The following is a 26,682-nucleotide window of genomic DNA, read 5'->3' as shown; positions in this document are numbered from 1 at the left end:
AGAGAACCGGAATGACCAAATACAAGCTCGAGTACATATGGCTCGACGGGTACACGCCGACCCCGAACCTCCGCGGTAAGACGCAGATCAAGGAATTCGACAGCTTCCCGACCCTCGAGCAGCTCCCGATGTGGGGCTTCGACGGCTCGTCCACCAAGCAGGCCGAGGGCGGCAGCTCCGACTGCATGCTGAAGCCCGTGCGCCACTTCCCCGACCCGGCCCGCAAGAACGGCGTGCTGGTGATGTGCGAAGTGATGATGCCGGACGGCGTGACCCCGCACGAGTCCAACAAGCGCGCCACCATCCTGGACGATGCCGGCGCCTGGTTCGGCTTCGAGCAGGAGTACTTCCTGTACAAGGACGGCCGCCCGCTCGGCTTCCCGGCCTCCGGCTACCCGGCGCCGCAGGGCCCGTACTACACCGGCGTCGGCTACTCGAACGTCGGCGACGTCGCCCGCAAGATCGTCGAGGAGCACCTCGACCTCTGCCTCGACGCCGGCATCAACCACGAGGGCATCAACGCCGAGGTGGCCAAGGGCCAGTGGGAGTTCCAGATCTTCGGCAAGGGCTCCAAGAAGGCCGCCGACGAGATGTGGATGGCCCGCTACCTCCTGCAGCGCCTCTGCGAGAAGTACGGCATCGACGTCGAGTACCACTGCAAGCCGCTCGGCGACACCGACTGGAACGGGTCGGGCATGCACTGCAACTTCTCGACCGCGTTCATGCGCGAGCACGGCGGCAAGGCCTACTTCGAGAAGCTCATGGAGGCGTTCAAGAACGCCCGCGAGGAGCACATCGCCGTCTACGGTCCGGACAACCACATGCGCCTGACCGGCAAGCACGAGACCGCCTCGATCCACGAGTTCTCGTACGGCGTGGCCGACCGCGGCGCCTCGATTCGCGTGCCGCACTCCTTCGTGAACAACGGCTACAAGGGCTACTTGGAGGACCGCCGCCCGAACTCGCAGGGCGACCCCTACCAGATCGCCTCGCAGGTGCTGAAGACGATCGCTTCCGTGCCGACCGAGGCCGCTGCAGCCGCGTAAGACGCGGAGCTTCGACAGACGATGCGAAGCCGGGCCCTCGGGTCCGGCTTCGCCGTTTCCGGGGTAACGGGCTTCCGATCTACCCCGTCCTGGGGGTTGGAGCGCGGCGCAGGCCTCGACGGAGGCCTCGGGGGATCGCGCGGACCGCCGGGCGCCCTCTCGAGGCCCGCTGGCGTGGGCACGTCAGGATGAGTGGGTCGGGTGAGGGAGCCCGTCGGGCCTGCTCGACGGCCGCAGGGGCGCCATCGCTCCCGAATTCCCCCGCCTCAGGACCGCCGCGGGCGCTCGTCCTCGCGGATGGCGGCCTCGTGGTACCACGCGCCTCCGCCGAAGCTCGGCACGGGCGCGGGCTTCGCCTCCGGAGCCGCCCGGGCGGTCTCGCGCGCGCGTCGGAACGCGGACAGATCGTAGATCTTGGCGGTCTCGCGCGGGTCCGTGGCGGCCATCGCACTTCCTCCTGCATCCGGTTTAAGCGGCCGGTCGGGCCGGCCGTTCCCGATGTTGTGGGGTGCGGGAGGCGGCGCTCCAGGGCCGGAGGCGCCGATGCCGGACATTCGCGCAGTGCGAAATCTTAGGCAGTGTCGCGCGGAGCGCGGCCGCCGGCGGTCTCACGACCGCGGGCGGGCTCGGGTCAGATCGCGTCCGTGCCGGTCTCGCCGGTGCGGATGCGGATCGCCTCCTCGATCGTCGAGACGAAGATTTTGCCGTCGCCGATGCGCCCGGTCTGGGCCGACTTGCGGATCGCCTCCACGGCGCCCTCGACCAGGGCGTCGGACAGGACGATCTCGAGCTTCACCTTGGGCAGGAAGTCGACCACGTACTCGGCGCCCCGGTAGAGCTCCGTATGGCCCTTCTGACGGCCGAACCCCTTCGCCTCGATGACGGTGATGCCCTGGAGGCCGACCTCCTGGAGCGCCTCCTTCACCTCGTCGAGCTTGAAAGGCTTGATGATCGCTTCGATCTTCTTCATGCCGCTCGGGCCTGCGCTGCGGTGCCTGGCATTTCTAACATCCTCGTGACGCCTTCGCCACGCCGTTTTCGCGGCGCGTCCGACCATAGTGCCTATTTGCTGTGCGATGCACGCACATCCTTAGAGCGCTTCACCGGAATCTGGCGCGATTTTAGTCAGGGCTGATCGGTGCACGGGCAGAGGCGGAGACGGATATGCGGTTGCTGACGGTCGCGGCAATGAGGCGGGTCGATGCCGCGGCAATCGAGGGCGGCGTGCCGGGCCTGACGCTGATGGAAGCGGCCGGGGCCGCCGTGGCCGGGCGCGCCCGGGCGAGGCTCCCGGCCGGTGGCCGCGTCGTCGTGCTGTGCGGGCCGGGCAACAACGGCGGCGACGGCTTCGTGGCCGCGCGCCTGCTGGCCGAAGCCGGCTACGCGGTCGAGCTCCTCTGCCTCGGCGCGGTGTCGGCGCTGACGGGGGACGCCGCGCTCGCGGCCGCGGCCTGGACGGGGCCGGTGCGCCCGGCCGAGGGCGGCGCGCTGCCGTCCGGCGACCTCGTGATCGACGCGCTGTTCGGCGCCGGCCTGTCGCGCGACCTCGACGGCGCCGCCCGCGCGCTCGTGGAGGCGGTGAATGAGACCGGGATGCCGGTGCTCGCCGTCGACGTGCCGAGCGGGGTCGACGGCGATACCGGCGCGGTGCGCGGCGCCGCCATCCGGGCAGTGGAGACCGTGACCTTCGTGACCTTCAAGCCCGGGCACCTGCTCCAGCCAGGGCGGGGCCTGTGCGGCCAGCTCAGCCTCGCCGATATCGGAACCGGCCCGGCGGCGCTGGAGGCGGGCCTGGCCGCCGGCGCGCCCCTCGACCGGAACGGGCCCGACCTGTGGGGCCGGGACTTCCCGCGCCTCACCGGCGCGAGCCACAAGTACACCCGCGGCCACGCCCTGGTCCTGTCCGGGCCGGCAACCAAGACCGGCGCCGCCCGGCTCGCCGCCCGCGCCGCCCTGCGGGTCGGGGCCGGGCTCGTCACCGTCGCGTCCCCGACCGCCGCGCTGCCCGAGAACGCCGCCCACCTCACAGCGATCATGCTGCGGCCCTGCGAGAGCGCCGACGACCTCGACGACCTGCTCACCGACGAGCGGCTGAACGTGATCCTGGCCGGACCCGGGCTCGGCACCGGCGAGCCGACCCGGGAGCGCGTGGCCGTGGCGGCCGCGGCCGGGCGCGGCCTCGTCCTCGACGCCGACGCGCTGACGAGCTTCGCCGGGAAGGCGCCGCTGCTCGCCGCCCATCTCGCCGACGGGGACGCGCGGGCCGTGCTGACCCCGCATGCCGGCGAGTTCGCACGGCTCTTCGACGGGACGGACGCGATGGCCGAGGGCACCGACAAGGTCGCCCGGGCCCGCGCGGCGGCCGCGCTCACCGGCGCCGTGGTGGTCTTCAAGGGGGCCGACACGGTGATCGCGGCCCCCGACGGCCGCGCGGCCATCAACGACCACGGCAGCCCCTATCTCGGGACGGCCGGGTCCGGGGACGTGCTCGGCGGCCTGATCGCCGGCCTGCTCGCGCAGGGCATGGAGCCCTTCGCGGCCGCCGCGGCCGGCGTCTGGCTTCACGGGGATGCGGGCCTGCGCCACGGGCCGGGCCTTATCGCCGAGGACATCCCCGAGCTGATGCCGGCGGTCTTGCGCGACCTCGTCGCGTCGACCGGGAGCTGACCCGGCGGCTGACCGCTCAGGTGACCTCGAACATCGTCCAGAGGCCGGTGTCGAACCGTTCCAGCACCGTGGCGCTGATCAGCCAGCGCCCCGGATTGTCCGCCAGGAAGCCGATCCGGGCCGTCCGCCCCTCCAGGAGCTGGAACGTGTCGAGCCAGTAGGGCTCCCAGCCGTCGTCCAGGGGATGGAGCAGGCGGAAGCAGTGGCCGTGCAGGTGCAGGGCCTGCGGGAAGGCGGTCTCGTTGCGTAGGGCCAGCACCACCACCTGCCCGCGCTTCACCGAGAAGATCGGCGCGAGGCCGGCGGTGCCGCTCGCGCCGTTCACCGACCAGATCTTCTGCGGGTCGCCCGTGTAGACCGGATCGGGCGCGGGGCCGTCCTTGGCTCCGTCCTTCACTCCGTCCTTGCCCTTCGGCACGAAGGCGCCGCCGGTGATCACCACGTCGCGGCGCAGGGCGTTCTGGAGCTTGATCTCGGCCGGCAGGCGCTTGTTCTCGCCGATCGGCCCGATCGGGGGCCGCTTCTCGGTGATCCGGGCGCCCTTGGTGACGACGCTCGCCAGGACCAAGCCCTTGCCGATCAGCGCGTGGATCTCGCAGGTGGCGCCTTCCTCCTCCGGCAGGTCGACGAGCAGGTCGTAGCGGGTGCCCGGCGGGAAGGGCAGGGTCGCCCGCAGGGGCTCGAACGTGTCGGTGGGCTGGCCGTCGACCGCCGCCACGTAGACCTTCACGCCCTCGAACTTGATGCGCGTTGCCCGGGCGTTGCAGGCATTGCCGAGACGCAGGCGGATTCGGGAGCCGGGCCTCGCCTCGAAGGCGCCCGGCACCGGCTTGCCGTTGACGGTCACGAGGTTGCCGAGGCGCCCGTGCGCGGCCGCGAGCGCCGTCTGCCCGAACGGCATGAGGGTGCCGTCGTCCTGGAGCCGCCAGTCCTGCAGCACGACGCTGACGTCGGCGTCGACCGCGGGCGGGTTCGTCTCCTCGACGACCAGCATGCCCGCGAGGCCCCGGCCCGACGGCTCGCTCGCCCCGCCGACGACTAGGGGCCGGATCAGGTAGGAGCCGGCATCCGGCGGCGTGAAAGTGTAGAGGAAGTCGCTGCCCGGCGGGATCGGCGCCTGGGTCACGCCGCCGACGCCGTCCATGGCGTTGACGTTGCGCACCCCGTGCCAGTGGAGCGACAGCGGCTTGTCGGTCCGGTTCTCGACCTTGAGGCGCAACGCCTGCCCGAGCTTCACCCGGACCACGGGCGGCAGGGCCTTGCCGTCGAAGCACCAGACCGCCGTCTCGGGTGCGGGGTCCGGCCGGAACCGGGCCTTGCCGGGCGCCGCCGGCAGGGCCGCCGGCGCGGCCGCGGGTTCCGGCTGGACGGGCGCGGATGTCCCAGGCGCGGCGGCCGGCGCCTGGGCCCGCGCGGCCTCCGGCGCGAGCCCGAAGGCCGCCGCGGCGGCGAGCAGGGTTCGGCGCGACGGCGTGCCGGCGCGCGAATCGGTCGGCGGCACGGTGCGGGATGGCGGCATGGGATCTCGGCTGCGGCTCGCGACGGACCCGCTCCTTAGCGGCGCGCGGGCTCCCGCGCCACAGGGGCAAGTTTTTTGCTGCGGGCCCGCCGGCCCATGCTATAGGGCGCGCTTCCGGCGGCCGGCGATGCGCCGGATGTCGGCGCGCGCGGGCGTGGCGGAACTGGTAGACGCGCTGGATTTAGGTTCCAGTGTCGCAAGACGTGGGGGTTCGAGCCCCTCCGCCCGCACCAGGACCTCTGCTGAGGTTGCGGTCCCCTCGGGACCCTCCGCCCCGTACCCGACATCTCGGCATCCCGGTCCGCGCGAGCACGACGCCGGCCCGGCCGGCGAACCCAGGTTTCTTTGAAGAGCGACGACGACGATGCAGGTGACCGAGATCAACGCCCAGGGGCTGAAGCGCGAGTTTCAGGTTCTGCTGGCCGCCCAGGAACTCGAGGAGCGCCTGACCAACGAGCTGTCCGGCATGAAGGACAAGGTGCAGCTCAAGGGCTTCCGTCCCGGCAAGGTGCCGGTCGCGCACCTGCGCAAGGTCTACGGCCGCTCCGTGATGGCCGAGGTGGTGCAGAACGCCGTCAACGAGGCGAACCGCCAGATCGTCACCGATAACGGCCTCAAGCTCGCCCTGGAGCCGCAGGTCGAGTTCCCGACCGATCAGGCCGAGGTCGAGAAGGCGCTCGACGCCAAGGGCGACCTCGCCTTCAAGGTCGCCCTCGAGGTGATGCCGAGCTTCGAGCTCGCCGACCTCTCCGACGTCAGCCTGACCAAGCTCGTCGCCAAGCCCGCCGACGCCGAGGTCGACGAGGCCCTGGAGCGCATGGCCGGCCAGAGCCGTCCGTTCACCGAGCGCGAGGAGGGCGCCGAGGCCCAGAGCGGCGACCGCGTCACCATCGACTTCGTCGGCCGCATCGACGGCGAGGAGTTCCAGGGCGGCAAGGGCGAGGGCATCGACCTGGAGCTCGGCTCCGGCTCGTTCATCCCGGGCTTCGAGGAGCAGCTCGTCGGCGCCAAGGTCGGCGACAAGCGCCTCGTGAAGGTCACCTTCCCGGCCGAGTACGGGGCCGAGCACCTCGCCGGCAAGGACGCCGAGTTCGACGTGACCGTCACGAAGATCCAGGCGGCGGGCGAGGCGAAGATCGATGACGAGCTCGCCAAGTCCATGGGCATGGAGTCGCTGGAGAAGCTCCGCGAGGCCGTGTCCGAGGCGATCGGCCGGGATTTCGAGGCCGCCTCGCGCCGCCGGCTCAAGAAGGAGCTCCTCGACGCGCTGGACGGCAAGTACGCCTTCGAGCTGCCCCCGTCGCTGGTGGCCCAGGAATTCGCCGCCGTCTGGGCCCAGGTCGAGCAGGACCTCAAGACCCGCGGCAAGACCTTCGAGGACGAGGACACCACCGAGGAGAAGGCCCAGGCCGAGTACCGGAAGATCGCGGAACGGCGCGTCCGTCTCGGTCTCGTGCTTGCGCAGGTCGGCGAGAGCGCCGATATCAAGGTCTCGGACGAGGAGGTGAACCAGGCCCTCATCGCCCGGGTCCGGCAGTTCCCGGGCCAGGAGCAGCAGGTCTGGGACTTCTACCGGAAGAATGCGCAGGCGCTCGCGGAACTCCGCGCGCCCCTGTTCGAGGAGAAGGTCGTCGACCACGTCCTCGGGCAGGTCAAGCTCGTCGAGGAGCCCGTCTCGAAAGAGGCGCTTTTCGCGGACGAAGATGACGACGACACGACCGGCGGCAAGCCGGCAGACAAGGCCGAGGCCAAGGGCGAGTCCAAGACCGACGCCAAGTCCGAAGCCAAGGCCGACTGAGTCCCGCTCTGTCCCAGGACGGCGGGCAAGGGTTAGGCGATGGTTAAGCATCGCCGGTGTTCGCTGACATGCCCGGGGCTGCCCTGATTCGCGGCAGCCCCGGGCCTCACTCCGGGGCAGGATGAGATGAGAGATCCGATCGACGTCTACAACAACGCGCTCGTGCCGATGGTCGTCGAGCAGTCGAGCCGCGGCGAGCGCGCCTTCGACATCTACTCCCGCCTGCTCCGCGAGCGCATCATCTTCCTCACCGGCCCCGTGGAGGATTACGGCGCGTCGCTGATCGTGGCGCAGCTGCTCTTCCTCGAGGCGGAGAACCCGAAGAAGGAAATCTCCTTCTACATCAACTCCCCCGGCGGCGTGGTCACCTCGGGCCTGTCGATCTACGACACGATGCAGTTCATCCGCTGCCCGGTGACGACCCTCTGCGTCGGCCAGGCCGCCTCGATGGGCTCCCTGCTGCTCACCGCCGGCGAGCCGGGCCACCGCTTCGCCCTGCCGAACGCCCGGATCATGGTTCACCAGCCGTCCGGCGGATTCCAGGGTCAGGCGACCGACATCCTGATCCACGCCCGCGAGATCGAGGCGCTGAAGCGGCGCCTGAACGAGATCTACGTGAAGCACACCGGCCGCGACTACGACACGATCCACACGGCGCTGGAGCGCGACAACTTCATGACCGCCGACGCGGCCAAGGAGTTCGGGCTCATCGACGAGGTGATCGAGAAGCGTCCCGAGCCGGCGGCCGCCTGACCGGCCCGCATCGCCTGACCGCCGCGGCGCGGCCTTGATCCCGCCGCGGCAGCGTGTTTGCATCGAGGTTCGGGCCCTTCGGTCAAAGGCGCGCAGCACACTGTTTCTTTAAACGGGCCCCCTACATTCATGCGATGCGCGTCCGCCCCTTGCCGGCGGCGGACGCGAGGAATCGGAGACCGATATGAGCAAGACTGGCGGCAACGACTCGAAGAGCACGCTGTATTGCTCGTTCTGCGGCAAGAGCCAGCACGAGGTCCGCAAGCTGATCGCCGGCCCCACGGTGTTCATCTGCGACGAGTGCGTCGAGCTGTGCATGGACATCATCCGCGAGGAGTCGAAATCCTCGCTGGTGAAGAGCCGCGACGGCGTGCCGACGCCCAAGGAGATCCGCCGCGTCCTCGACGACTACGTCATCGGCCAGGACTTCGCCAAGAAGGTCCTCTCGGTCGCGGTGCACAACCACTACAAGCGGCTCGCCCACGCGACGAAGCACAACGACGTCGAGCTGGCCAAGTCCAACATCATGCTGATCGGGCCGACCGGCTCGGGCAAGACCCTGCTCGCGCAGACGCTGGCCCGGATCCTCGACGTGCCGTTCACCATGGCGGACGCCACGACGCTGACCGAGGCCGGCTACGTCGGTGAGGACGTCGAGAACATCATCCTCAAGCTGCTCCAGGCCTCGGACTACAACGTCGAGCGGGCGCAGCGCGGCATCGTCTACATCGACGAGATCGACAAGATCTCGCGCAAGTCCGACAACCCGTCGATCACCCGCGACGTGTCGGGCGAGGGCGTGCAGCAGGCGCTCCTGAAGATCATGGAGGGCACGGTCGCCTCCGTCCCGCCGCAGGGCGGAAGGAAGCACCCGCAGCAGGAATTCCTGCAGGTCGACACCACCAACATCCTGTTCATCTGCGGCGGCGCCTTCGCGGGGCTGGAGCGGATCATCTCCCAGCGCGGCAAGGGCACCTCGATCGGCTTCGGCGCGACCGTGCAGGCCCCGGACGACCGCCGCACCGGCGAGATCTTCCGCTCGGTCGAGCCGGAGGACCTGCTGAAGTTCGGCCTCATCCCCGAGTTCGTCGGCCGTCTGCCGGTCCTGGCGACGCTGGAGGACCTCGACGAGGCCGCGCTGAAGAAGATCCTGCAGGAGCCGAAGAATGCCCTGGTCAAGCAGTACCAGCGGCTGTTCGAGATGGAGAACGTCGACCTGACGTTCCAGGACGAGGCGCTGTCGCTCGTCGCCCGCAAGGCGATCGAGCGCAAGACCGGCGCCCGCGGCCTGCGCTCCATCCTGGAGACGATCCTGCTCGACACGATGTACGACCTGCCGGGCCTCGAGTCCGTGGAGCAGGTGGTCATCGGTCCGGAGGTGGTGGAGGGCAAATCGCGCCCCCTCTACATCCACGGCGACCGCAACAAGGACACGCCCGCGAGCGTCAGCGCGTAGGCACTCGGCAGGGTTGCATCAGGCGCCCGGCCCAGGCCGGGCGCGCTGCGGGGATCGCCTTGAAAACGCGCTTCCTCGCAGCCACCTCAGGCTCAGCGCGGTGGCCGCACGCTCCTTCGAGGTCCGGTCCGCGTCGCCAGCCGCAAAGTTAGCGAAATCCGACCCTCGCGGCCCGGTCGGCACCCGGCTGTAGGCGCGCTCCGTGCATGGGGGCGCCGAACCTGGGCGTCCCTGAGAGGAAGTCACATGTCACAGTCGAAATCGCGCCAGCCGGTGGTCCCGGGTTCGACGGGCTCCTACGCCGTCCTCCCCCTGCGCGACATCGTCGTCTTCCCGCACATGATCGTGCCCCTGTTCGTGGGCCGCGAGAAGTCGATCCGCGCCCTCGAGGAGGCCGTCCGCACCGACCGCCACATCCTGCTCGCCACCCAGATCAACGCGGGCGACGACGACCCGGCGACCGACGCCATCTACAAGATCGGCACGCTCGCCTCGGTGCTCCAGTTGCTGAAGCTGCCCGACGGCACCGTGAAGGTGCTGGTCGAGGGTGTCGGCCGCGCCAAGGTCGTCGACTTCACCCGCTCGGATGAGTTCTACGAGGCGACCGCCGAGGCGCTCCACGACGAGCTCGGCGACCGCGTCGAGGCCGAGGCGCTCGCGCGCTCCGTGCTCTCGGAGTTCGAGAACTACGTCAAGCTGAACAAGAAGATCTCTCCCGAGGTCGTCTCCGCCGTGACCCAGATCGACGAGCCGTCGAAGCTCGCCGACACGATCGGCTCGCACCTGCTCGTCAAGATCTCCGACAAGCAGGGCATCCTGGAGACCCCCACGGTGGCGCAGCGCCTCGAGCGCGTGCTGTCGCTGATGGAGAGCGAGATCTCCGTGCTCCAGGTGGAGAAGCGCATCCGGACCCGCGTCAAGCGGCAGATGGAGAAGACCCAGCGCGAGTACTACCTGAACGAGCAGATGAAGGCGATCCAGAAGGAGCTGGGCGACTCCGAGGACGGCCGCGACGAGCTGGCCGAGCTGGAAGAGAAGATCGAGAAGACCAAGCTCTCCAAGGAGGCCCGCGACAAGGCGACGGCCGAGCTGAAGAAGCTGCGCCAGATGTCGCCGATGTCGGCCGAGGCGACCGTCGTGCGCAACTACCTCGACTGGATGCTCGGCATCCCGTGGGGCAAGCGCTCGAAGATCAAGAAGGACCTGCTCGGCGCTCAGGCGCTGCTCGACGAGGATCATTTCGGCCTCGACAAGGTCAAGGAGCGGATCGTCGAGTACCTCGCGGTGCAGCAGCGCGCGAACAAGCTCACCGGCCCGATCCTGTGCCTCGTCGGTCCTCCCGGTGTCGGCAAGACCTCGCTCGGCAAGTCCATTGCCAAGGCGACGGGTCGCGAGTTCGTCCGGATGTCGCTCGGCGGCGTGCGCGACGAGGCCGAGATCCGCGGTCACCGCCGGACCTATATCGGCTCGATGCCCGGCAAGATCGTGCAGTCGATGCGCAAGGCCAAGACCTCGAACCCGCTCATCCTGCTCGACGAGATCGACAAGATGGGCATGGACTTCCGCGGCGATCCGTCGGCGGCGCTCCTCGAGGTTCTCGACCCTGAGCAGAACAGCACCTTCAACGACCACTACCTGGAGGTGGATTACGACCTCTCGAACGTGATGTTCGTGACCACGGCCAACACCCTCAACATCCCGGGCCCGCTCATGGACCGGATGGAGGTGATCCGCATCGCCGGGTACACCGAGGAGGAGAAGGTCGAGATCGCGCGCAAGCACCTGATCCCGAACGCCCTGAAGAAGCACGGCCTCGGGACGCACGAGTGGTCGATCGACGACGATGGCTTGATGATGCTGGTCCGCCGCTACACGCGGGAGGCCGGCGTCCGCAACCTGGAGCGCGAGCTGTCCAACCTGATCCGCAAGGCGGTGAAGGAGATCCTGATCACCAAGACCAAGTCGGTCGCGGTGACCCCGGACACCCTTCCGGTCTTCCTCGGCCCGCCGAAGTTCCGCTACGGCGAGATCGACGCGGACGATCAGGTCGGCGTGGTGACGGGTCTGGCCTGGACCGAGGTCGGCGGCGAGTTGCTGACGATCGAGGGCGTCATGATGCCCGGCAAGGGCAAGATGACGGTCACCGGCAACCTGAAGGACGTGATGAAGGAGTCGATCTCGGCGGCGGCGAGCTACGTCCGCTCCCGGGCGATCGACTTCGGGATCGAGCCGCCGCTGTTCGACCGCCGCGACATCCACGTCCACGTTCCGGAAGGGGCGACCCCGAAGGACGGTCCGTCGGCCGGCATCGCCATGGCCACCGCGATCATCTCGACGCTCACCGGGATCCCGGTCCGCCGCGACGTCGCGATGACCGGCGAGGTGACGCTCCGCGGCCGGGTCCTGCCGATCGGCGGTCTGAAGGAGAAGCTGCTCGCCGCGCTGCGCGGCGGCATCAAGACGGTGCTGATCCCCGAGGAGAACGCCAAGGACATCGCCGAGGTGCCCGACAGCGTGAAGAACGGGCTGGAGATCGTGCCCGTGTCGCGGATGGATCAGGTGCTGGAGAAGGCGCTGGTCCGTCAGCCCGAGGCGATCGAGTGGGAGGAGCCGCTCCCGGTGGCGAAGCCCGCCCGGACCGAAGAGGACGGCGCCGCCTTCGTGGCGCACTGAGCCGCCCGATCGTTGAGACGAGCCCCCGGTGCCCCGAGCCCCGGGGGCTTTTTCATGCGCGGACGCGAGCGCGGAGGCCCGGATGCGCATCCTGCTGATCAACCCGAACACGAGTGCGCACGTCACCGATCTCGTCGCCGGCCATGTCCGCACTCAGCTCGGCGGCCGTGCGGAGCTGCGCGCCGTCACCGGCCGGTTCGGAGCCCGCTACATCGCGAGCCGGGCGGCGGCGGCGATCGCCGGCCACGCGGCCCTCGACGCTCTCGCGGAGCACGGCGCCGGCTGCGATGCGGTCTACCTGGCCTGCTTCGGTGATCCCGGCCTCCTCGCCCTGCGCGAGCTGTCGCGGGTACCTGTCATCGGCATGGCGGAAGCGGCCTGCCGCGAGGCCGCTGCGTCCGGTCGCTTCGGGATCGTCACCGGAGGCGCGGCCTGGGAGCCGATGCTGCGGGAGTTCGTGGCGGCGCTCGGCCTCGCCGACGCTCTCGCAGCCCTCCGCACGGTGGCTCCGAGCGGCGGCACCATCGCCCGTGACCCGGACGCGGCCTTGGAGATCCTCGCCGAAGCCTGCCGCGCCTGCGCGGGGGCCGGCGCCGAGTCGGTCATCCTGGGCGGTGCCGGTCTGGCCGGGCTCGCCGCGCGGATCGCTCCGCAGGTTCCCGTTCCGGTGATCTGCTCGGTCAAGGCGGGGACCCGCGCAGTTCTGGCCGCGGGCGCGTTCGGGCAGGCCCCGTCGAGGCCCGAACCTGTCGAAAGCATCGGCCTGACACCCGTGCTGGCGACGCGGCTCATCGATCCCTGATAAGGATCCGGGGTGCGGACCCTTGCACCGGACCGGGACCATGCCGTAACGGTCGCCAGCCGGGCGGTTAGCTCAGTTGGTAGAGCGTCTTCTTTACACGGAGAGGGTCGGGGGTTCGAGTCCCTCACCGCCCACCAAGATTGTTTCTCGTTTTCAGTTGTTTGCTGATGTGAGGCCGGCAAATTCCGGCCTCAACAGCCGTTCTGACGGCACCTTACGGCATCGTGGTTCCGGCTAGGCCGCGGCCCAAAGGAGAGGACGTGAAGCCGCCGCCGGCAGTCGACGGCTCGAGCGCCTCGGACATCTTCTGGCCGTCGCGCCTGCGCTGCTGCGCCTCCACGGCCCGGTCCTAGGACACGCCGAACCGAGCTGGTGCGCCTCAAGGACGAGATGAAGGCGCTGGAAAAGGTCTCCGTCCAGAAGAAACGCGGGATCCAGTTCGAGCGGCAGGCTGCCCGCTGACCGGCTTGGCGGAGCGTGCTAACCTAAGCCGCATGCCCCGCTGGCTTCAATTCGCCCTCGGCCTCGTCACGCTGATCGCGCTCGCCGCGGGCATCGTGCGTACGCTCGTGCGTCACATGCCGGACGCGGTCGCATCGTGGCTCGGGCCGTGGGCTTACGAGGCGTTGATCCTGCTGCTGGCCGTCAGCGTCGTGGCGATCATCGTGCGGGCCGCCCAGGGTTATCGCTCTCCTCGATCTGATAAGGTGCGGTAATGCTCCCCCGGCTCGCGATCCTCCTCCCTTTGCTCGTCTCCACGGTCGCGCACGCTGCGGGCCCCGGAGCCAGGGCGGTGGGCACCTTCGAGCACCAGGAGGACGGCTACGAGCAGGGCGTCGAGGTGAAGGCAGCGGGCGCAGCCAGCTTCACGGCCCGGTTCTCAACGGGAACCAAGGGCTGCGGCGGTGAGGTGACGATGAAAGGGCGGCCGACCGGACCCGACACGGTCGTCTTCAGCAAAACCGAAGGTGGGCAAACCTGTCGGATCACCGCCCGCTACGCTTCGGATTTCCGGTCCGTCGTCTTGGAAGAACAGGGCTGCACGATGTGGCACGGCGCCTCGTGTGAGTTCCAAGGGACGTTGAAGCGAACGGGTCGCTAGCTGCCCCGCCACGATGCGGCGCGCCTGTGGAGGCGCCGATAAATCTGGCGAGGGCGAATATCAGTACTAGGACACAATTAGAGAGTGGGCCTGTTGCAAAAACAGGAGGATCTTCGGATGCTTCGCCCTGATTCGAGGGCGGGCTCGCGTGTCGATGGCGTTCAATCAGATTTTATTCTCGATTTTTGTGTATCTAGGTGCCGCCATTTGCGGAGCAGTGGCGGGTGCAATACTGGGTTTTCTCGTCGGTGCTTGGTATGTTGACATCATGAAGGTAACTCAGCGCGAAGGCACGGCCGGCTATATGGTCGTTTTGCTTTTCACACCAATCGGGGCGGCCTTGGGAGCCGTTGCTGCCCTCGTCGCGCTGGTCATTCGTCGTCACTATTATTGAAGAGTTCAATCAGGCATTGTCGGGCGCCAACGCGCCCTGGCTGAACTGCCGCGCGCACTGCGCCACACCTTCGCGACGGGGGGCATGAGGGCGGGCGTGCCGTTCGGCAAGGTTGCTCGAGCGCTCGGCACCAACGGGCAGGTCGTGGAGCAGGTTTATGGCCACCACCTCCCGGAGCATCTGCGCGGCGTTGTGGAGACCGTGTCGCGCGACGCTCGGTCGTAGGGCACAGGAGGTATCCGAGGAACAGGCTCGGAACAGGTCTCCGGATATTCTTCGGAGACCTGTTCCGACAGGACCTCGCGAGGCCCGCTTCGTCTTTCCCCTGTGCCGTCGCTCTACGGCCTGGGAACGCCGATTCTTCCACGGAGAGGGTCAGGAGTTCGAGTCCCTCACCGCCCGCCAGCGCTCCGGCGCCGGCCTCCGTCGACGGTGAGGACGGGCGGCTACCGGTAGCCGCCGTTCGGCAGCCGTCCGTGATACGGCGTGTTGCGGCAATGGCCCCACGGTCCGCGCCAGTAGCCGGGCGGGCAGCCGTTCCCCGCTCGCACCTGATACCAGCCGCCGGGCAGCGGACCGACATAGGGCGTGCTGCGGCAGTGGCCCCAGGGGCCGCGCCAGGCGCCCGGCCCACATCCCCCCGCCACGAGCGTGATCGGCGCCGCGAGGCCCGGATCGGCCACGACCGGCATCGCCTGCGCGGCCGAGACCGGCAGCGCCGCCAGGGCTACGGCCGCGGCAGCTTTCGTTAAGATATTCATCATCACTCTCCGGGAAATCGGTCCGTATTGATCGCCCCGATCTTTCACAGAACTCATCAATACCCCCCGCAGATGCATTAAATATCGGCCATGAAAGAAATTGGTTCCGGAAATGCGAGCAATCCGATGCATTGGCGCGGCGCTTCCGCGCCGGCATCGCCCGTCAGCGGGAGCGCCGCTGGCGGCCGGCAGCCGCGTCCGGCCCCGGAAAGAGCTGCAACCGGAAATCTCAACCGGAGGTGGTTCATGATGAAGCTGAAGGCAAATGCCTGAGGCTGTGACGCTCAGTCATACCTAAGAATCGGTACTGTAAGCCTCGGAATAGACGTGGGCATCCTCGCGGAATCACTTCGAAGCGGAGGGTGCGATGCCAGTCACGATTCCGGATCGCCTGGGGCTCGGCGTCGCCGATGCCGGGAACGGCCTCTCCGCCCGCGCGGCCGAGGCACGGTCGCGGCTCGTCCGCTGGATCGTGGGTAATCGTGCGCAGGCGCGCGTCCCGACGCGGATCTTGACCGACGACGAGATCGCCGCGTTCCGGCGCGACGGGTTCGTCACCGTCCCGGCGATCACCACCGCAGAGGAGCTCGACACCCTGCGCGGCGCCTATGACCGTCTGTTCGAGGAGGCGCGGGGCTGGAAGGACGGGAGCCTATTCGACCTCGTCGACGTCGACCGCGGCGCCAGCGAGGCGCGCTCGCCCCAGCTCCTCAACCCGTCCCGCTTCGAGCCTCTGCTCCGGGACATCCTGTTCCGGGCCAACGCCCTGGCCATGTCGCGCCAGCTCCTGGGGAATCGCGCGGCGCTCGTCTTCGAGCACGCGATCCGCAAGCCGCCGAAGATCGGCGCCGCCACCGCGTGGCACCAGGACGAGGCGTTCTACGCCGCCTACACGAATTACCGGGCGATCACGGTCTGGATGCCCCTGCAGGACGTCTCGCCGGAGAACGGCTGCATGCTCTACGTCCCGGGCAGCCACCGGGAGCCGCTCCTCCCCCATCGCAGCATCGGCGGCGACCCGCGGATCCACGGGCTCGAGGCCCTCGGCGTTCCGGTGGAGCGCGCGGTCCCGTGTCCGCTCCCGGCGGGCGGCGCCACCTTCCACGATTGCCGGACCCTGCACTGCGCCGGGCCGAATCTCAGCGCCGGACCGCGGCGCGCCTACGCCCTCGGCTTCGGGGTCCGCGCGCCGGAGCACACGCTCCGCCACGAGCATCCCTGGAACGCCGAGAAGCGCACGCTGCGGCAGGAGCGCGAGCGGCAGGCCCGCGGCGGGCTGGCCCGGTTGAAGGCGGGCGCCAAGCAGCAGATCAAGGCGCTCATCCGCTGAGGGAGGCCCCGCCCGCGGGGCTCGTGACCGGGTCCGTCAGGCCTCCGACCGCACCGCCAGGGCCGCGCGCACGACCGCGTCGGTCTGCAGGTGGTGCAGCATGTGGCCGGCCCCCGGAAGGGACTCGAACCGCGCCCCCGGGATCAGGCCGGCCGCGCGCCGGGCGTGCAACTCGGTGTTCACCACCAGGTCGGCGCTGCCGCCCAGGATACGGGTGGGCCGGCGCAGGGACGGGTAGCCGAGGACGCTGCGCGCGAGCCCCGGCCAGAGCCAGCCCGCATCCTCGCCCTCGGCGGTGATCTGTGCCGGGCGACCCGCGAGGGCGAAGGGGAAGTCCCGCGCGAAGCGCGCCGGCATCGCCTCGGGGAAGAACATCGCGTTCCACAGGAGCGGGAGTAGCGCCCGGTCGCTGCTGGCGCCCAGGAACGCCGACAGCGCGTCGCCGCCGAAGGGCAGCGCCCGCGGCCCGAACAGCACCTGCTCCAGCCGCGGCTCGGGGAAGCAGATCGGCGCGAGGGCGACGATGCCGGCCACCTCGTCCGGATGGAGCATGCCGTAGGCGAGGGCGACGGCGCCCCCGAACGAGTGGCCCAGGATGACCGGGCGCTCCAGGCCGAGGCGCCGCACCGCCTCCCGGATGGACGCCGCCTGGTCCCAGATGTCGGCGCCCCCGCCGCGCGGCCGGCGGCTGAAGCCGTGGCCCGGGCGGTCGACGGCGACCACGCGGAAATGCTCGGCCAGAGCCGGCACGGGCCCGAGCCAGACGTCCTCCAGGCACATCAGCGTGCCGTGGATCGCCACGAGGTCCGGCCCGGCGCCGGTCTCCGCGTAGGCGATCGTCCGGTCGTCGGCCAGGGACACGATCCGGCGCGGCACGATCCGGGGATCGGCCTCGGGGCCGGTCCCGGCCTCCCGCGCCGGTCGGACGGGGCCGGGTAGGGTCTCCGTCGCGACAGCCACTTACAGGCGCCGCCGGCGCCCGGACGAGGTGCCGAGCACCGCGAAGGCCGTGGCCGCGCCGACGCCGAGCAGGCCCGCCGCCGCCGCGAGGGGGTGCAGGGTCGCGCGGGTATAGGCGCTGGTCCGCATGACCGGGACGGGCGGGTCGCCCCGCGTCTCGCCCGCTGAGACCGGCGCGTGCAGGGCGCCGTCCGGGTTGCGGGGCGCACTCCGGCGCTTCTGGAGCGCGATGATGGCCGGGCCGAGATAGTCGTAGGCGCCGGGCGCGAATTCCTTGCCGGCCACGAAGGCCTTGCCGGCCCCGCCCACGAAGATGTCGCGCTGCGGGTGGACGGCTGCGTGCAGGATGGCGTTCGCCACCTCCTCCGGCGGGTAGATCGGCGGCGGCAGGCTCGGCTCGCGGTCCATGTAGTTGCGCGCCCGCTGGGGCAGGGGGGTGTCGATCGAGGCCGGCTTGATCAGCGTCACCGAGATCGGCGCGTTCTCGTCCATCAGCTCCATGCGCAGGGCGTCGGTGAAGCCCTTCACGGCGTGCTTCGAGGCCGCGTACATGCCCTGGAACGGGAAGGCGAGGTCGGAGGCGATGCTGCCGACGTTGATGAGGGCACCGCCGTGTTGGCGCAGGTGCTCGGTCGCCACGAGGGAGCCGTAGACGGTCCCCCAGAAATTCGTCTGGATCAGGCGCTCGTGGTCGGCGTCGCTGATCTCGCGCAACCGGCCGTAGATCGAGCCGCCGGCCACGTTCACCCAGGTGTCGAAGCCGCCGAAGGTCGCCTCAGCCCGGTCGGCGACGGCCTGCACGTCGGCCCGCCGGCCGACATCGGCGACGACGTCGATCGCCTTGCCGCCGACACCCTCGATCTCGGCGCGGACGCGCGCCAGGGCGTCGCCGCTGCGGGCCGCCAGCACCACCCGGGCGCCGCGCTCGGCCGCCATCCGCGCCGTGGCGAGGCCGATGCCCGACGAGGCGCCGGTGATCACGATGACCTGCTCGCGGAGCGGCTTGTGCTTCATGCGGTGTCCCCGACGCTGCGGCGCGGCCGCACGGGAGCGGCCACACGCTAGGCTATCGATCGGGGCGGCCGCATGTTCCGGGCGCGGCTGCGGGTGATCGGGTCGCAGGCTGCCCGGCCGGGCGCTCAGCGGCCGTAGATGTCCTCGACGCGGATGATGTCGTCCTCGCCGGTGTAGGAGCCGACCTGGACCTCGATCAACTCCAGCGGGATCTTGCCGGGGTTGGCCAGCCGGTGCATCGAGCCGATCGGCAGGTAGACCGCCTCGTTCTCGTGGACCAGCACCACCCGCTCGTCGATCGTGACCTCGGCGGTGCCGCGCACCACCACCCAGTGCTCCGCCCGATGGTAGTGCTTCTGCAGCGACAGCCGCCCGCCCGGCACCACCTGGATCCGCTTCACCTGGAAGCGCTCGCCGAGGTCGATGCGCTGATACCAGCCCCAGGGACGGTACATCCGCAGGTGCGCGTCCGCCTCCGGCGCGCCCTGCGCCCGCAGGGCGCCGACCAGCTCCTTCACCTTGCCCGAATGCGCCTTGGAGGCCACCAGCACCGCGTCGGGGGTCGAGACCACCACCACGTCCTCCAGGCCCACCACCGCCGTCAGGCCCTCGCCCTGGCTGTGCACGAGGCTGTTCTTGGTCCCGATCAGCGACACCCGGCCGCGCACGGCGTTGCCGGCCTCGTCGTGGTCCAGCACCTGCCAGACCGCGTCCCAGGTGCCGACATCCGACCACGCGAACGACACCGGCAGCACGCCGGCCCGGGCGGTCCGCTCCATCACCGCGTAGTCGATCGAGATCTTGGGCGCCTGGGCGAAGGCCGCCGCGTCGAGGCGGACGAAGTCGAGGTCGGTCACCGCCGCCTCCAGGGCCGCGCGCGCGGCCGCCAGCACCTCGGGGACGAACGCCTCCAGCTCGGCCAGCATCAGGTCGGCGCGGAACAGGAAGTAGCCCGAGTTCCACAGGGCGCCGTCGGTGATCAGCGCCTCGGCGCCGGCTTGGGTAGGCTTCTCGACGAAGCGGGCGACGCGGGCCGCGCCCGGGGCCTCGGCGATCGGCTCGCCGCGGCGGATGTAGCCGTAATCGGTGGCCGGCCGGTCGGGCTCGATGCCGAGCGTCATCGTGTAGCCGGCCTGGGCGCCGGCGGCCGCGCGCCGCACGGCGTCGACGAAGGCCGCCGTGTCGGGCACGACGTGGTCGGCGGCCATGATCAGCACCACGGCCTGCGGGTCGCTGGCGGCGGCGTGCAGCGCCGCGACCGCAACGGCGGCGGCGGAGTCGCGGCCCTGCGGCTCCAGCAGGATGTCGGCGGAGAGACCGAGCTGGTCGCGCTGCTCGGCGACGATGAAGCGGGCCTCGGCCGAGGCGATGACGGTGGGCGTGGCGAAGACCGTGGCGTCCGACACCCGCGCCAGCGTCGCCTGGAAGGTCGAGCGCTCGGCGTCGACCAGACGGGCGAACTGCTTGGGCATGCTCTCCCGCGAGGCCGGCCACAGCCGCGTCCCCGTCCCCCCGCACAGGATCATCGGGTGGATCTGGATCGAAGGTCGGGACATGGTGACGTCTCCCGAGAGGGCTCGGCGGGGTCGGCGCGGCCGAGCCCGCCCCGCGCGGGTGCGATGGACTCTCGGGCGCCGATTTCAGGATCTGCCCTTACCGTCGGGCCGGGACCGGAACAACCTGCGCGCATTATCCGCGCGTCGACGGGCTGGCTCCGTGCACCGGGATGGTTATCTCTGGCCTGCCATGAACGCGCCCGTCCCCACCCCGCAGGCCGACGACCCGGCGCCGTCCCCGCGCCGGATTCCCGCGGTGGAGCGCCTCGTCGGCGGCGCGCCGCCGGCGGAGCTCGAGACCTACGGGCGGACGGCCTTCACGGACGCGATCCGGGCGGTGCTGGCCGAGATCCGGGTCGGGGGCGGCCCCGTCCCGGACGCGGAGTCTATCCGGGCCGCGGCGTCGGCGCGGCTCGCCGCCGAGCGGCGCCCGTCGCTGCGGCCGGTCTTCAACCTGACCGGGACGGTGCTGCACACCAATCTCGGCCGCGCCCTGCTGCCCCGCTCGGCCGCGGAGGCGGTGGCCGCCGTGATGGTGCAGGCGAGCAACCTCGAGTTCGATCTCGAGACCGGCGCCCGGGGCGAGCGGGACGACCATGTCGAGGGCCTGATCTGCCGCCTGACCGGCGCCGAGGCCGCGGTGGTGGTCAACAACAACGCGGCCGCGGTCCTGCTGGTGCTGAACGCGCTCGCCATGCGCAAGGAGGTGGTGGTCTCTCGCGGCGAGCTCGTGGAGATCGGCGGCTCGTTCCGGGTGCCCGACGTGATGGTGCGGGCCGGCTGCCGCCTGCGCGAGGTCGGCACCACCAACCGCACCCACCTGCGCGACTACGCGGAGGCTCTCGGGCCCCGCACCGGCCTCGTGATGAAGGTGCACCCGAGCAACTACGCCATCGCGGGCTTCACCGCGGTGGCCGATCCCGTGGCCCTCTACGCCCTCTGCCGGGAGCGCGGCGTGCCGCTGGCGGACGATCTCGGCAGCGGCAGCCTCGTCGACCTCGCGGCCTACGGGCTGCCCCCCGAGCCCACCATCCGCGCCGCCCTGGAGCGGGCCGACGTCGTCACCTTCAGCGGCGACAAGCTGCTCGGCGCGGTCCAGTGCGGCATCGTGGCCGGCCGGAAGGACCTGATCGCCCGCGTGCGAAAGAATCCGCTGAAGCGGGCCCTGCGCGTCGACAAGATGACCTACGCGGCCCTCGAGGCCGTGCTGCGGCTCTACCTGCACCCGGAGCGGCTGCGCGCGGAGCTCCCGACCCTGCGGCTCCTCACCCGCGACCGCGACAGCATCGCCGCCCAGGCCGAGCGCCTCGCCCCCGCAGTGGCGGAGCGGCTCGCCGGCCGCGCCACGGTCACGGTCGCCGAGTGCATCAGCCAGATCGGATCCGGCGCACTGCCGGTGGAGACGCTGCCCAGCGCCGCCCTGGTCCTGGCGCCGGCCTCGGCGGGCAGCCGCGGCGCGGGCGGCCGGTGCCGGCGGCTCGCTGAGGAGTTGCGCCGGCTCCCCGTGCCGGTGATCGGCCGGATCAGCGACGAGGCCGTCCGCCTCGATCTCCGGACGCTCGAGGACGAGGCCGGCTTCCTCGACAGCCTGGCGGCGCTCCCGCCCGTCGCGGGCGGGGGACGAACACCGAGACGAACCCCATAGGGTTGTTAAGAGAACGGGCCGGACGACCGGAGCTTGCGCGCCGGTATCCCGTGTTATGGTATGGTGACGAACCCGCGGTCGCGGTCGAGAATGGCGGTGCGTGGACCGCGATGGGCAAACGATATGGCGTATATTGCCGATACGGCTGAGGCGCAGCCGGAGACGGATCCGCTGCTTCTCGATAATCAGCTCTGCTACGCGCTCTATGCTGCCGCGCATCGGATGACCAAGTCGTACCGGCCGCTGCTCGAGCGGCTCGGACTGACCTATCCGCAATATCTGGTCCTGCTGGTGCTCTGGGAACAGGACGGCGTCACGGTCTCGGAGATCGGCCGGCGCCTGCGCCTCGATTCCGGCACGCTGACACCGGTGCTCAAGCGCCTGGAGAGCGCGGGCTTCCTGCTCCGGACCCGGCGCCAGTCGGACGAGCGCGAGGTCGAGATCGCCCTGACGCCAGAGGGCGCCGCCCTGCGCGCCGACGCGGTCTCGGTCCGCGAGAGCGTGATGTGCCAGCTCGAACTCAGCGAGCCGGAGATCCGCGCCCTGCGCAAGGATCTGAGCCTCGTCATCGAGCGGCTCAGCGTGAACGACTGAGCGGCCCGGACGCGATCGGGGTCACCGCCGCAGGCGGTTGCCGAGGACGAAGCCGTACAGCCCCATCAGGATGATGCCGACGCCGCCCTCGATGCCGACCAGCAGGTTGGTGACGCGGCCGGTGGGCTTCAGGCCGATCTCGGGCGGGTTCGCGGTCATCATGTTGAGCGCGCTGTAGCTCAGGAGATCGAGGGGATTGTAGGTCGGCCCGGCCTCCGGCCCCTCCACGATGAACAGGCCGCCCGTCAGGCCGAAGAGCCCGCCGAACAGCACGATCAGCAGCGCGAAGGCGCGGGCGATGCGCGACAGGCTCTCGCCGTAATCGCACAGCCACTCGACGAAGCGGTCGGCGGTCCAGCGATAGCCGTGCCGCAGGAATCCGGACCAGTCCCGGTCGGACCAGGCGGCGCGAGCCTGCTGCCCGGCATGGAACCGGCCCATCCGGCGGCCGCGCTTGTAGGCCCAGCTCGCCGCGTCGTGGCTGCCGATGCTCTTCCAGTTCTGCTCCAGGGCGAGGTAGCTCGCCTGGGCGGCGTCGTAGGCGCCGGCCACCTCCTCGCCGACCGCGCCGCCGAGCTGCTCCACGCTCATCCGCGTGCCGTTCAGCCACGCGCCGGCGAAGCGCGCGTGCCGCAGCCGGCAGGTCGCGAGGTTGAGCCGCACGAGGTCGGTGTCGGAGAGATCCGCCCCCGAGAGATCGGCGCCGTCGAGCTTCGCGCCGGTGAAGTGCGCGCCCCGCAGCCGCGAGCCGGCGAGGCTCGCCTTGGTCAGGCTGGCCTCGGCGAAATCCGCGTGGGTCAGGTTGGCGTCGGCGAGCTTGGCCTCGTCGAGCCGCGCCCCGCGGAAGACCGTGTCGTCCGCGTCCGCCCCGGAGAAATCCGCGCCCCACAGATCGGCGCCGGCGAAGTCGGTCCCGTCGAGCAGGGCGCCGGACAGGTCGGCGAAGCGCATCGCGGCCTGGCCGAACCGGGCATCCTCCAGCATCGCCCCGGCGAACTTCACCTGCCCGGCGACGATGCCGGTGAAGTCCGCCCCCGAGAGATCGGCCTCCGACAGGTCGGCCGCCTCCAGGATCGCCCCGGTGAAGCGGGTCGAGCGCCCGACCGCGCCGGACAGGCTCGCCCCGCGCAGGTTCGCGCCGGAGAGATCGGCCTCCTCCATGCGGGCGCGGGACAGGTCCGCGCCGGCGAGCGCGAGGCCGCCGGATTCGGCGTCGGTGACGAGGCCGGCGTCCGGCACATCCGCGAGGGCGCCCGGCCCGGCGCTCAGCTGCGACAGGTCCGCGCCCGGCTCGCGCAGGGGCGCCCCGGCGGCGATCCGGCCGACGAGCGCGCGCAGCCGCGATTCCACCGGAGCGTCCGGTCGCGCGTCGGGAGGAGTCGCCTGGTCCATGGTCGTTCCTTGCCGGAAGGCGCGACCGGACGCCAGACGCTCCACTCAGGGTGCGGCGGTCGCGGCCGTCACCCGCACGGTGATCGCCTTGGCGGCGGGAGTCTTGGACTGCTCGTCGTAGTGCCAGAGCGGCAGCAGGACGTTCAACTCCGGGTAGTATCCGGCGCAGTTGCCCTCGGGGATGTCGTAGGCGATCACCCGCAGCCCGCCGACGCGCCGCGTCACCTGGTCGTCCGCCTCGGTCGCCACGTCGACGCTGATCCCGTCCCTCAGCCCCAGCCGCGCGATGTCCCGGCGGTTCATGAACAGCACGTCCCGGGTGCCCTTCACCCCGCGGAAGCGGTCGTCGTAGCCGTAGACCGTGGTGTTGAACTGGTCGTTCGAGCGCAGCGTGATGAGGTCGAGCACCTCCGGACCCCGGTCGGGCAGGTCTGGATCGGCCTCCAGGCCCTCGGGGACCGCGAAATTCGCCCTGCCGGTGTCGGTCTCCCACTTGCGGTCGCGGGCGCCCAGCGGCTTCAGCAGACCGCCCGGGTGGAACATGCGGCCGTTCAGGTCGTGGAATACGCTCGGGTAGGTCGCCTCGATCGCGTCGCGAACCCGGGCGTAGTCGGCGACCCAAGCATCCCAGTCGATGCGGGGATTGGGCGGCAGGGTCGCCTTGGCGATCTCCGCCACGATCCAGGGCTCGGAGCGCAGGTGCGGCCCGACCGGGTCGGCCACGCCCCGCGAGCCGTGGAACTGGGCGGTGGAGCTCTCCATCGACACGGCCTGCGGGCCGCTCGCCTGCCGGTCGATCTCGATCCGCCCGAGGCAGGGCAGGATGTAAGCGACGGCGCCGTTCACGAGGTGCGAGCGGTTGAGCTTGGTCGAGATCTGCACGGTGAGCCGCTGCCGCCGCCAGGCCGGTTCCATCCGGGCGGTGTCGGGCACGGCCCGCAGGAAGTTGCCGCCGAGCCCGATGAACGCCTTCACACGCCCGTCGAGGACGCCCTCGCAGGTCTCGACGGTGTTGAGGCCCTTCTCCCGCGGCGGCTCGAAGCCGTAGAGTTCCCGCAGTTTGTCCAGCGGCGCCAGCTCCGGCTTCTCGGTGATGCCGACGGTGCGCTGGCCCTGCACGTTCGAGTGGCCCCGCACCGGGCAGATCCCGGCTCCGGGCTTCCCGATATTGCCGCGCAGCAGCAGCAGGTTCACGAGCATCCGGACGGTCTCGGTGCCCTTGCGGTGCTGGGTCAGGCCCATCCCGTAGATGCCGATCACCGCCTTCGCGCGGGCGTAGACTCCGGCGGCGGCCTCCAGGGCAGCCCGGGTGAGGCCGGAACGCCGCTCCAGCGCGGCCCAGTCCTGACCGTTACAGAAGGCGACGAAGGTCTCGAAGCCGTGGGTGTGCTCGGCGATGAAGGCGTGGTCGAGCACCCGCGGCCGGCCGGCGGCCTCCGCGGCCCGGTCGAGGGCGATCAGCGCCTTGCACAGCCCGGTGAGCGCCGCGAGGTCGCCGCCGGCCTTCACCTGATGGTACTGCGTCGAGATCTTCGTGGACGAGCGGGTGAGCATCTCGACCGGCGATTGCGGGTCGGTGAAGCGCTCCAGCCCGCGCTCGCGCAGCGGGTTGAAGGTGATGATCTGCGCGCCCCGGCGCCGCGCCTCCTGGAGCGGGTGCAGCATCCGCGGCGAGTTCGACCCGACGTTCTGTCCGAAGAAGAAGATCAGGTCGGTGGTCTCGAAATCCTCCAGCAGCACCGTGCCGACCGGCGCGCCGATCGACTGCGGCAGCGCCACCGAAGTCGGCTCGTGGCACATGTTGGAGGAGTCGGGCAGGTTGTTGTTGCCATAGAGCCGCGCGAGCAGGGCCCACATGTAGCTCGTCTCCAGCGACGCCCGGCCGGAGGCGTAGAACACCACCGACCGCGGGTCCTGCGCGCGCAGCTCCTTCAGCTCCCGGCCGATCTCGGCCAGGGCCTCCGCCCAGGTAACGGGCCGGTAGCGGTCCATCGCCGGGTCGTAGCGCATCGGGTGGGTCAGGCGGCCCTGCTCCTCCAGGGCGTAGTCGCTCCAGCCGAGAAGCTCCGTCACCGTGTGCGCGGCGAAGAAGTCCGGCGTCGCGCGGCGGCGCGTCTGCTCCCAGGCGGTCGCCTTGGCGCCGTTCTCGCAATACTCGAACGCTAGCGGCTTGGCGGGCTTCGCCCAGGCGCAGGAGGTGCACATGTAGCCGTCCGGCTTGTTCTGCTTGAGCAGCATCGCCGAGCCGGTGACCGGCACGCCCTCGCGGGTCAGGATCTCGACGAGGGAGCGGGCCGAGCCCCAGCCGCCCGCAGGCCCGTCATAGGGCTCGATCCGGACGTCGTCGGTGTTCTGATCGGCCATGGCGCCCTCCACCCGGCGCAGCGAGCACCGGACCTGGGGAACGCGCGAGCGGGCGAATGGGATCACGGGCGCGTCACCGCGCCCGGAGAAGGGTTTCCTCGCCGCCGCAGCGGTTCTAACGTCGACATGCGGACTGTCCCGCCGGAGGAGGAAATCATGGCCAGCGTCGACGTCGAGATGGTGAAGTGCGCCTGCCAGGACTGCGTCTGCGTGATCCCGGTCGCCAAGGCCGTGTCGCGGGACGGCAAGGCCTATTGCTGCGACGACTGCGCGAACGGCCACAAGGATCACGCCGGCTGCGAGCACGCCGGCTGCGCCTGCCACGGCTAGGGCTTTTCTCGTTCGCGTCGCGACGGTCCGGAGGACGCGTCACCGGTCGAGCCAGCCGCGACGCGCCCCCTCTCCCGCACGAGCGGGGACCCGCACCTCATTCGGCGCGGGTTCGGAGAACGACCCCGGGATAACGCGCTGCGGCGGTCGCGGTCAGGAGACCGCGGCGAGCTTGTCGGCCATCGACTGGTCCTTGTCGCGGCGCGTCGAGAAGATCAGCGTGAAGAAGGTCCGCTGGACGCCGAGCTCGGCGAGCCTCGCCTCGCACCGCTCCGCCAGCGCGCAGATCTCCGACAGCTCGCCCTCGATGTTCGTGCCGTTGGGATGCATCGTGGCGGTGAGCCCGCTCGACTCGATGATCCCCTTGAGCTCGCGGACGTAGCGCGAGACCGACGGGCCGACACCCATCGGCACGATGCAGAGGTCGGCCGAAACTCTCATGGTGCCTGCCTGATCCGGGAGGGGCGGCCCCGGCCGGCTGCGCGACCGGAAGCGGGGCGAGCGCGCAGCCTATCGCCGGCCGCAC

Annotated in this window: 24 protein-coding genes and 2 tRNA genes; 16 read left to right on the top strand and 10 right to left on the bottom strand. The window is 70.6% G+C overall.

Annotated features, from left to right (window positions below; translation table 11 throughout):
- Nucleotides 1-11: 11 nt before the first annotated feature.
- Entirely contained in the window at nucleotides 12-1,046 is a 1,035-nt protein-coding gene (locus tag ACLBX8_RS06080; RefSeq protein WP_012322031.1) for a glutamine synthetase beta-grasp domain-containing protein, read from the top strand.
- A 266-nt stretch (nucleotides 1,047-1,312) separates the two neighbouring features.
- Here ACLBX8_RS06080 and ACLBX8_RS06075 read toward each other — a convergent pair whose 3' ends face one another.
- Together ACLBX8_RS06075 and ACLBX8_RS06070 are read right to left on the bottom strand one after the other, a co-directional pair.
- A complete protein-coding gene (locus ACLBX8_RS06075) occupies nucleotides 1,313-1,492 on the bottom strand; it encodes a DUF2735 domain-containing protein (protein WP_091926542.1) in 180 nt (59 codons plus the stop codon).
- A 185-nt stretch (nucleotides 1,493-1,677) separates the two neighbouring features.
- Complete coding sequence (locus ACLBX8_RS06070; protein ID WP_003600526.1) at nucleotides 1,678-2,016, bottom strand: P-II family nitrogen regulator; 339 nt, start codon at nucleotides 2,014-2,016, stop codon at nucleotides 1,678-1,680.
- A 194-nt stretch (nucleotides 2,017-2,210) separates the two neighbouring features.
- On the opposite strand from ACLBX8_RS06070, the gene ACLBX8_RS06065 reads away from it, so the two are divergent.
- On the top strand, nucleotides 2,211-3,713 hold the full coding sequence (locus ACLBX8_RS06065; protein WP_447698333.1) for an NAD(P)H-hydrate dehydratase: 1,503 nt from the start codon (nucleotides 2,211-2,213) through the stop codon (nucleotides 3,711-3,713).
- Nucleotides 3,714-3,729: 16 nt separating this feature from the next.
- On the opposite strand, the gene ACLBX8_RS06060 is transcribed toward ACLBX8_RS06065, so the two are convergent.
- The gene (locus tag ACLBX8_RS06060; RefSeq protein ID WP_447714740.1) at nucleotides 3,730-5,232 is read right to left on the bottom strand and encodes a multicopper oxidase family protein; all 1,503 of its coding nucleotides are present in this window, start codon (nucleotides 5,230-5,232) and stop codon (nucleotides 3,730-3,732) included.
- Nucleotides 5,233-5,380: 148 nt separating this feature from the next.
- Here ACLBX8_RS06060 and ACLBX8_RS06055 point away from each other — a divergent pair.
- The 10 genes from ACLBX8_RS06055 to ACLBX8_RS06010 all read left to right on the top strand — a co-directional run bounded on the left by ACLBX8_RS06055 (nucleotide 5,381) and on the right by ACLBX8_RS06010 (nucleotide 14,210).
- Nucleotides 5,381-5,465 (top strand) — tRNA-Leu (locus ACLBX8_RS06055).
- Nucleotides 5,466-5,596: 131 nt separating this feature from the next.
- Nucleotides 5,597-7,030 carry a trigger factor gene (gene tig, locus ACLBX8_RS06050; RefSeq protein ID WP_447680865.1) on the top strand — a complete coding sequence of 478 codons (1,434 nt, stop codon included), beginning with the start codon at nucleotides 5,597-5,599 and terminating at the stop codon, nucleotides 7,028-7,030.
- Between the two features lie 126 nt (nucleotides 7,031-7,156).
- On the top strand, nucleotides 7,157-7,783 hold the full coding sequence (locus ACLBX8_RS06045; protein WP_012322036.1) for an ATP-dependent Clp protease proteolytic subunit: 627 nt from the start codon (nucleotides 7,157-7,159) through the stop codon (nucleotides 7,781-7,783).
- Nucleotides 7,784-7,967: 184 nt separating this feature from the next.
- Complete coding sequence (gene clpX, locus ACLBX8_RS06040; RefSeq protein WP_020090762.1) at nucleotides 7,968-9,239, top strand: ATP-dependent Clp protease ATP-binding subunit ClpX; 1,272 nt, start codon at nucleotides 7,968-7,970, stop codon at nucleotides 9,237-9,239.
- A gap of 246 nt (nucleotides 9,240-9,485) precedes the next feature.
- Nucleotides 9,486-11,912 carry an endopeptidase La gene (gene lon / locus ACLBX8_RS06035; RefSeq protein WP_447694113.1) on the top strand — a complete coding sequence of 809 codons (2,427 nt, stop codon included), beginning with the start codon at nucleotides 9,486-9,488 and terminating at the stop codon, nucleotides 11,910-11,912.
- 82 nt (nucleotides 11,913-11,994) lie between these two features.
- Nucleotides 11,995-12,714 carry an aspartate/glutamate racemase family protein gene (locus ACLBX8_RS06030; RefSeq protein WP_447714739.1) on the top strand — a complete coding sequence of 240 codons (720 nt, stop codon included), beginning with the start codon at nucleotides 11,995-11,997 and terminating at the stop codon, nucleotides 12,712-12,714.
- Between the two features lie 61 nt (nucleotides 12,715-12,775).
- A tRNA-Val gene (locus ACLBX8_RS06025) sits at nucleotides 12,776-12,851 on the top strand.
- Between the two features lie 357 nt (nucleotides 12,852-13,208).
- Complete coding sequence (locus ACLBX8_RS06020) at nucleotides 13,209-13,430, top strand: hypothetical protein (protein ID WP_331299404.1); 222 nt, start codon at nucleotides 13,209-13,211, stop codon at nucleotides 13,428-13,430.
- 77 nt (nucleotides 13,431-13,507) lie between these two features.
- On the top strand, nucleotides 13,508-13,816 hold the full coding sequence (locus ACLBX8_RS06015; protein WP_447698337.1) for a hypothetical protein: 309 nt from the start codon (nucleotides 13,508-13,510) through the stop codon (nucleotides 13,814-13,816).
- A gap of 148 nt (nucleotides 13,817-13,964) precedes the next feature.
- Complete coding sequence (locus ACLBX8_RS06010; RefSeq protein WP_447698338.1) at nucleotides 13,965-14,210, top strand: hypothetical protein; 246 nt, start codon at nucleotides 13,965-13,967, stop codon at nucleotides 14,208-14,210.
- 446 nt (nucleotides 14,211-14,656) lie between these two features.
- Here the strand turns inward: ACLBX8_RS06010 and ACLBX8_RS06005 are convergent, their stop codons facing one another.
- Complete coding sequence (locus tag ACLBX8_RS06005; protein ID WP_170855074.1) at nucleotides 14,657-14,974, bottom strand: GCG_CRPN prefix-to-repeats domain-containing protein; 318 nt, start codon at nucleotides 14,972-14,974, stop codon at nucleotides 14,657-14,659.
- A 364-nt stretch (nucleotides 14,975-15,338) separates the two neighbouring features.
- Here ACLBX8_RS06005 and ACLBX8_RS06000 point away from each other — a divergent pair, with 364 nt between their 5' ends.
- Nucleotides 15,339-16,301 (top strand): phytanoyl-CoA dioxygenase family protein, encoded by a 963-nt coding sequence (locus ACLBX8_RS06000; RefSeq protein ID WP_447680871.1) that lies wholly within the window; start codon nucleotides 15,339-15,341, stop codon nucleotides 16,299-16,301.
- 36 nt (nucleotides 16,302-16,337) lie between these two features.
- Here the strand turns inward: ACLBX8_RS06000 and ACLBX8_RS05995 are convergent, their stop codons facing one another.
- The 3 genes from ACLBX8_RS05995 to ACLBX8_RS05985 form a co-directional block, all read right to left on the bottom strand.
- On the bottom strand, nucleotides 16,338-17,261 hold the full coding sequence (locus ACLBX8_RS05995; protein WP_447698339.1) for an alpha/beta fold hydrolase: 924 nt from the start codon (nucleotides 17,259-17,261) through the stop codon (nucleotides 16,338-16,340).
- Entirely contained in the window at nucleotides 17,262-18,275 is a 1,014-nt protein-coding gene (locus ACLBX8_RS05990) for an SDR family oxidoreductase (RefSeq protein ID WP_447698340.1), read from the bottom strand.
- A 125-nt stretch (nucleotides 18,276-18,400) separates the two neighbouring features.
- Nucleotides 18,401-19,831: a mannose-1-phosphate guanylyltransferase/mannose-6-phosphate isomerase gene (locus tag ACLBX8_RS05985; protein WP_100250603.1), complete on the bottom strand. Its 1,431-nt coding sequence runs from the start codon at nucleotides 19,829-19,831 to the stop codon at nucleotides 18,401-18,403.
- Nucleotides 19,832-20,021: 190 nt separating this feature from the next.
- Here ACLBX8_RS05985 and selA point away from each other — a divergent pair, with 190 nt between their 5' ends.
- Nucleotides 20,022-21,476 (top strand): L-seryl-tRNA(Sec) selenium transferase, encoded by a 1,455-nt coding sequence (gene selA, locus ACLBX8_RS05980; RefSeq protein WP_447698341.1) that lies wholly within the window; start codon nucleotides 20,022-20,024, stop codon nucleotides 21,474-21,476.
- A 123-nt stretch (nucleotides 21,477-21,599) separates the two neighbouring features.
- Entirely contained in the window at nucleotides 21,600-22,070 is a 471-nt protein-coding gene (locus ACLBX8_RS05975; RefSeq protein WP_020090750.1) for a MarR family winged helix-turn-helix transcriptional regulator, read from the top strand.
- A 21-nt stretch (nucleotides 22,071-22,091) separates the two neighbouring features.
- Here ACLBX8_RS05975 and ACLBX8_RS05970 read toward each other — a convergent pair whose 3' ends face one another.
- The gene (locus ACLBX8_RS05970) at nucleotides 22,092-23,462 is read right to left on the bottom strand and encodes a pentapeptide repeat-containing protein (RefSeq protein WP_447698342.1); all 1,371 of its coding nucleotides are present in this window, start codon (nucleotides 23,460-23,462) and stop codon (nucleotides 22,092-22,094) included.
- Nucleotides 23,463-23,507: 45 nt separating this feature from the next.
- A complete protein-coding gene (locus ACLBX8_RS05965; RefSeq protein WP_447714738.1) occupies nucleotides 23,508-25,826 on the bottom strand; it encodes an FdhF/YdeP family oxidoreductase in 2,319 nt (772 codons plus the stop codon).
- 156 nt (nucleotides 25,827-25,982) lie between these two features.
- Between ACLBX8_RS05965 and ACLBX8_RS05960 the strand changes: the two genes are divergently transcribed.
- Nucleotides 25,983-26,156 (top strand): metallothionein, encoded by a 174-nt coding sequence (locus tag ACLBX8_RS05960; RefSeq protein WP_020090747.1) that lies wholly within the window; start codon nucleotides 25,983-25,985, stop codon nucleotides 26,154-26,156.
- A gap of 153 nt (nucleotides 26,157-26,309) precedes the next feature.
- Here the strand turns inward: ACLBX8_RS05960 and ACLBX8_RS05955 are convergent, their stop codons facing one another.
- Nucleotides 26,310-26,597 carry an MTH1187 family thiamine-binding protein gene (locus ACLBX8_RS05955; protein ID WP_447698344.1) on the bottom strand — a complete coding sequence of 96 codons (288 nt, stop codon included), beginning with the start codon at nucleotides 26,595-26,597 and terminating at the stop codon, nucleotides 26,310-26,312.
- Nucleotides 26,598-26,682 lie beyond the last annotated feature (85 nt).

The sequence above is a fragment of the Methylobacterium sp. D48H genome (genome assembly GCF_053345715.1).
The sequence above is the reverse complement of the archived record's forward strand: the minus strand, read 5'-3'. Positions and strand labels throughout refer to the sequence as shown.

What these genes read in the sequence shown, in the direction of transcription:
- ACLBX8_RS06080 (WP_012322031.1), top strand. Translation starts at nt 12, where the DNA reads ATGACCAAATACAAGCTCGAGTACATATGGCTCGACGGGTACACGCCG.
- ACLBX8_RS06075 (WP_091926542.1), bottom strand. Translation starts at nt 1,492, where the DNA reads ATGGCCGCCACGGACCCGCGCGAGACCGCCAAGATCTACGATCTGTCC.
- ACLBX8_RS06070 (WP_003600526.1), bottom strand. Translation starts at nt 2,016, where the DNA reads ATGAAGAAGATCGAAGCGATCATCAAGCCTTTCAAGCTCGACGAGGTG.
- ACLBX8_RS06065 (WP_447698333.1), top strand. Translation starts at nt 2,211, where the DNA reads ATGCGGTTGCTGACGGTCGCGGCAATGAGGCGGGTCGATGCCGCGGCA.
- ACLBX8_RS06060 (WP_447714740.1), bottom strand. Translation starts at nt 5,232, where the DNA reads ATGCCGCCATCCCGCACCGTGCCGCCGACCGATTCGCGCGCCGGCACG.
- tig (WP_447680865.1), top strand. Translation starts at nt 5,597, where the DNA reads ATGCAGGTGACCGAGATCAACGCCCAGGGGCTGAAGCGCGAGTTTCAG.
- ACLBX8_RS06045 (WP_012322036.1), top strand. Translation starts at nt 7,157, where the DNA reads ATGAGAGATCCGATCGACGTCTACAACAACGCGCTCGTGCCGATGGTC.
- clpX (WP_020090762.1), top strand. Translation starts at nt 7,968, where the DNA reads ATGAGCAAGACTGGCGGCAACGACTCGAAGAGCACGCTGTATTGCTCG.
- lon (WP_447694113.1), top strand. Translation starts at nt 9,486, where the DNA reads ATGTCACAGTCGAAATCGCGCCAGCCGGTGGTCCCGGGTTCGACGGGC.
- ACLBX8_RS06030 (WP_447714739.1), top strand. Translation starts at nt 11,995, where the DNA reads ATGCGCATCCTGCTGATCAACCCGAACACGAGTGCGCACGTCACCGAT.
- ACLBX8_RS06020 (WP_331299404.1), top strand. Translation starts at nt 13,209, where the DNA reads ATGCCCCGCTGGCTTCAATTCGCCCTCGGCCTCGTCACGCTGATCGCG.
- ACLBX8_RS06005 (WP_170855074.1), bottom strand. Translation starts at nt 14,974, where the DNA reads ATGATGAATATCTTAACGAAAGCTGCCGCGGCCGTAGCCCTGGCGGCG.
- ACLBX8_RS06000 (WP_447680871.1), top strand. Translation starts at nt 15,339, where the DNA reads ATGCCAGTCACGATTCCGGATCGCCTGGGGCTCGGCGTCGCCGATGCC.
- ACLBX8_RS05990 (WP_447698340.1), bottom strand. Translation starts at nt 18,275, where the DNA reads ATGAAGCACAAGCCGCTCCGCGAGCAGGTCATCGTGATCACCGGCGCC.
- ACLBX8_RS05985 (WP_100250603.1), bottom strand. Translation starts at nt 19,831, where the DNA reads ATGTCCCGACCTTCGATCCAGATCCACCCGATGATCCTGTGCGGGGGG.
- selA (WP_447698341.1), top strand. Translation starts at nt 20,022, where the DNA reads ATGAACGCGCCCGTCCCCACCCCGCAGGCCGACGACCCGGCGCCGTCC.
- ACLBX8_RS05975 (WP_020090750.1), top strand. Translation starts at nt 21,600, where the DNA reads ATGGCGTATATTGCCGATACGGCTGAGGCGCAGCCGGAGACGGATCCG.
- ACLBX8_RS05970 (WP_447698342.1), bottom strand. Translation starts at nt 23,462, where the DNA reads ATGGACCAGGCGACTCCTCCCGACGCGCGACCGGACGCTCCGGTGGAA.
- ACLBX8_RS05965 (WP_447714738.1), bottom strand. Translation starts at nt 25,826, where the DNA reads ATGGCCGATCAGAACACCGACGACGTCCGGATCGAGCCCTATGACGGG.
- ACLBX8_RS05960 (WP_020090747.1), top strand. Translation starts at nt 25,983, where the DNA reads ATGGCCAGCGTCGACGTCGAGATGGTGAAGTGCGCCTGCCAGGACTGC.
- ACLBX8_RS05955 (WP_447698344.1), bottom strand. Translation starts at nt 26,597, where the DNA reads ATGAGAGTTTCGGCCGACCTCTGCATCGTGCCGATGGGTGTCGGCCCG.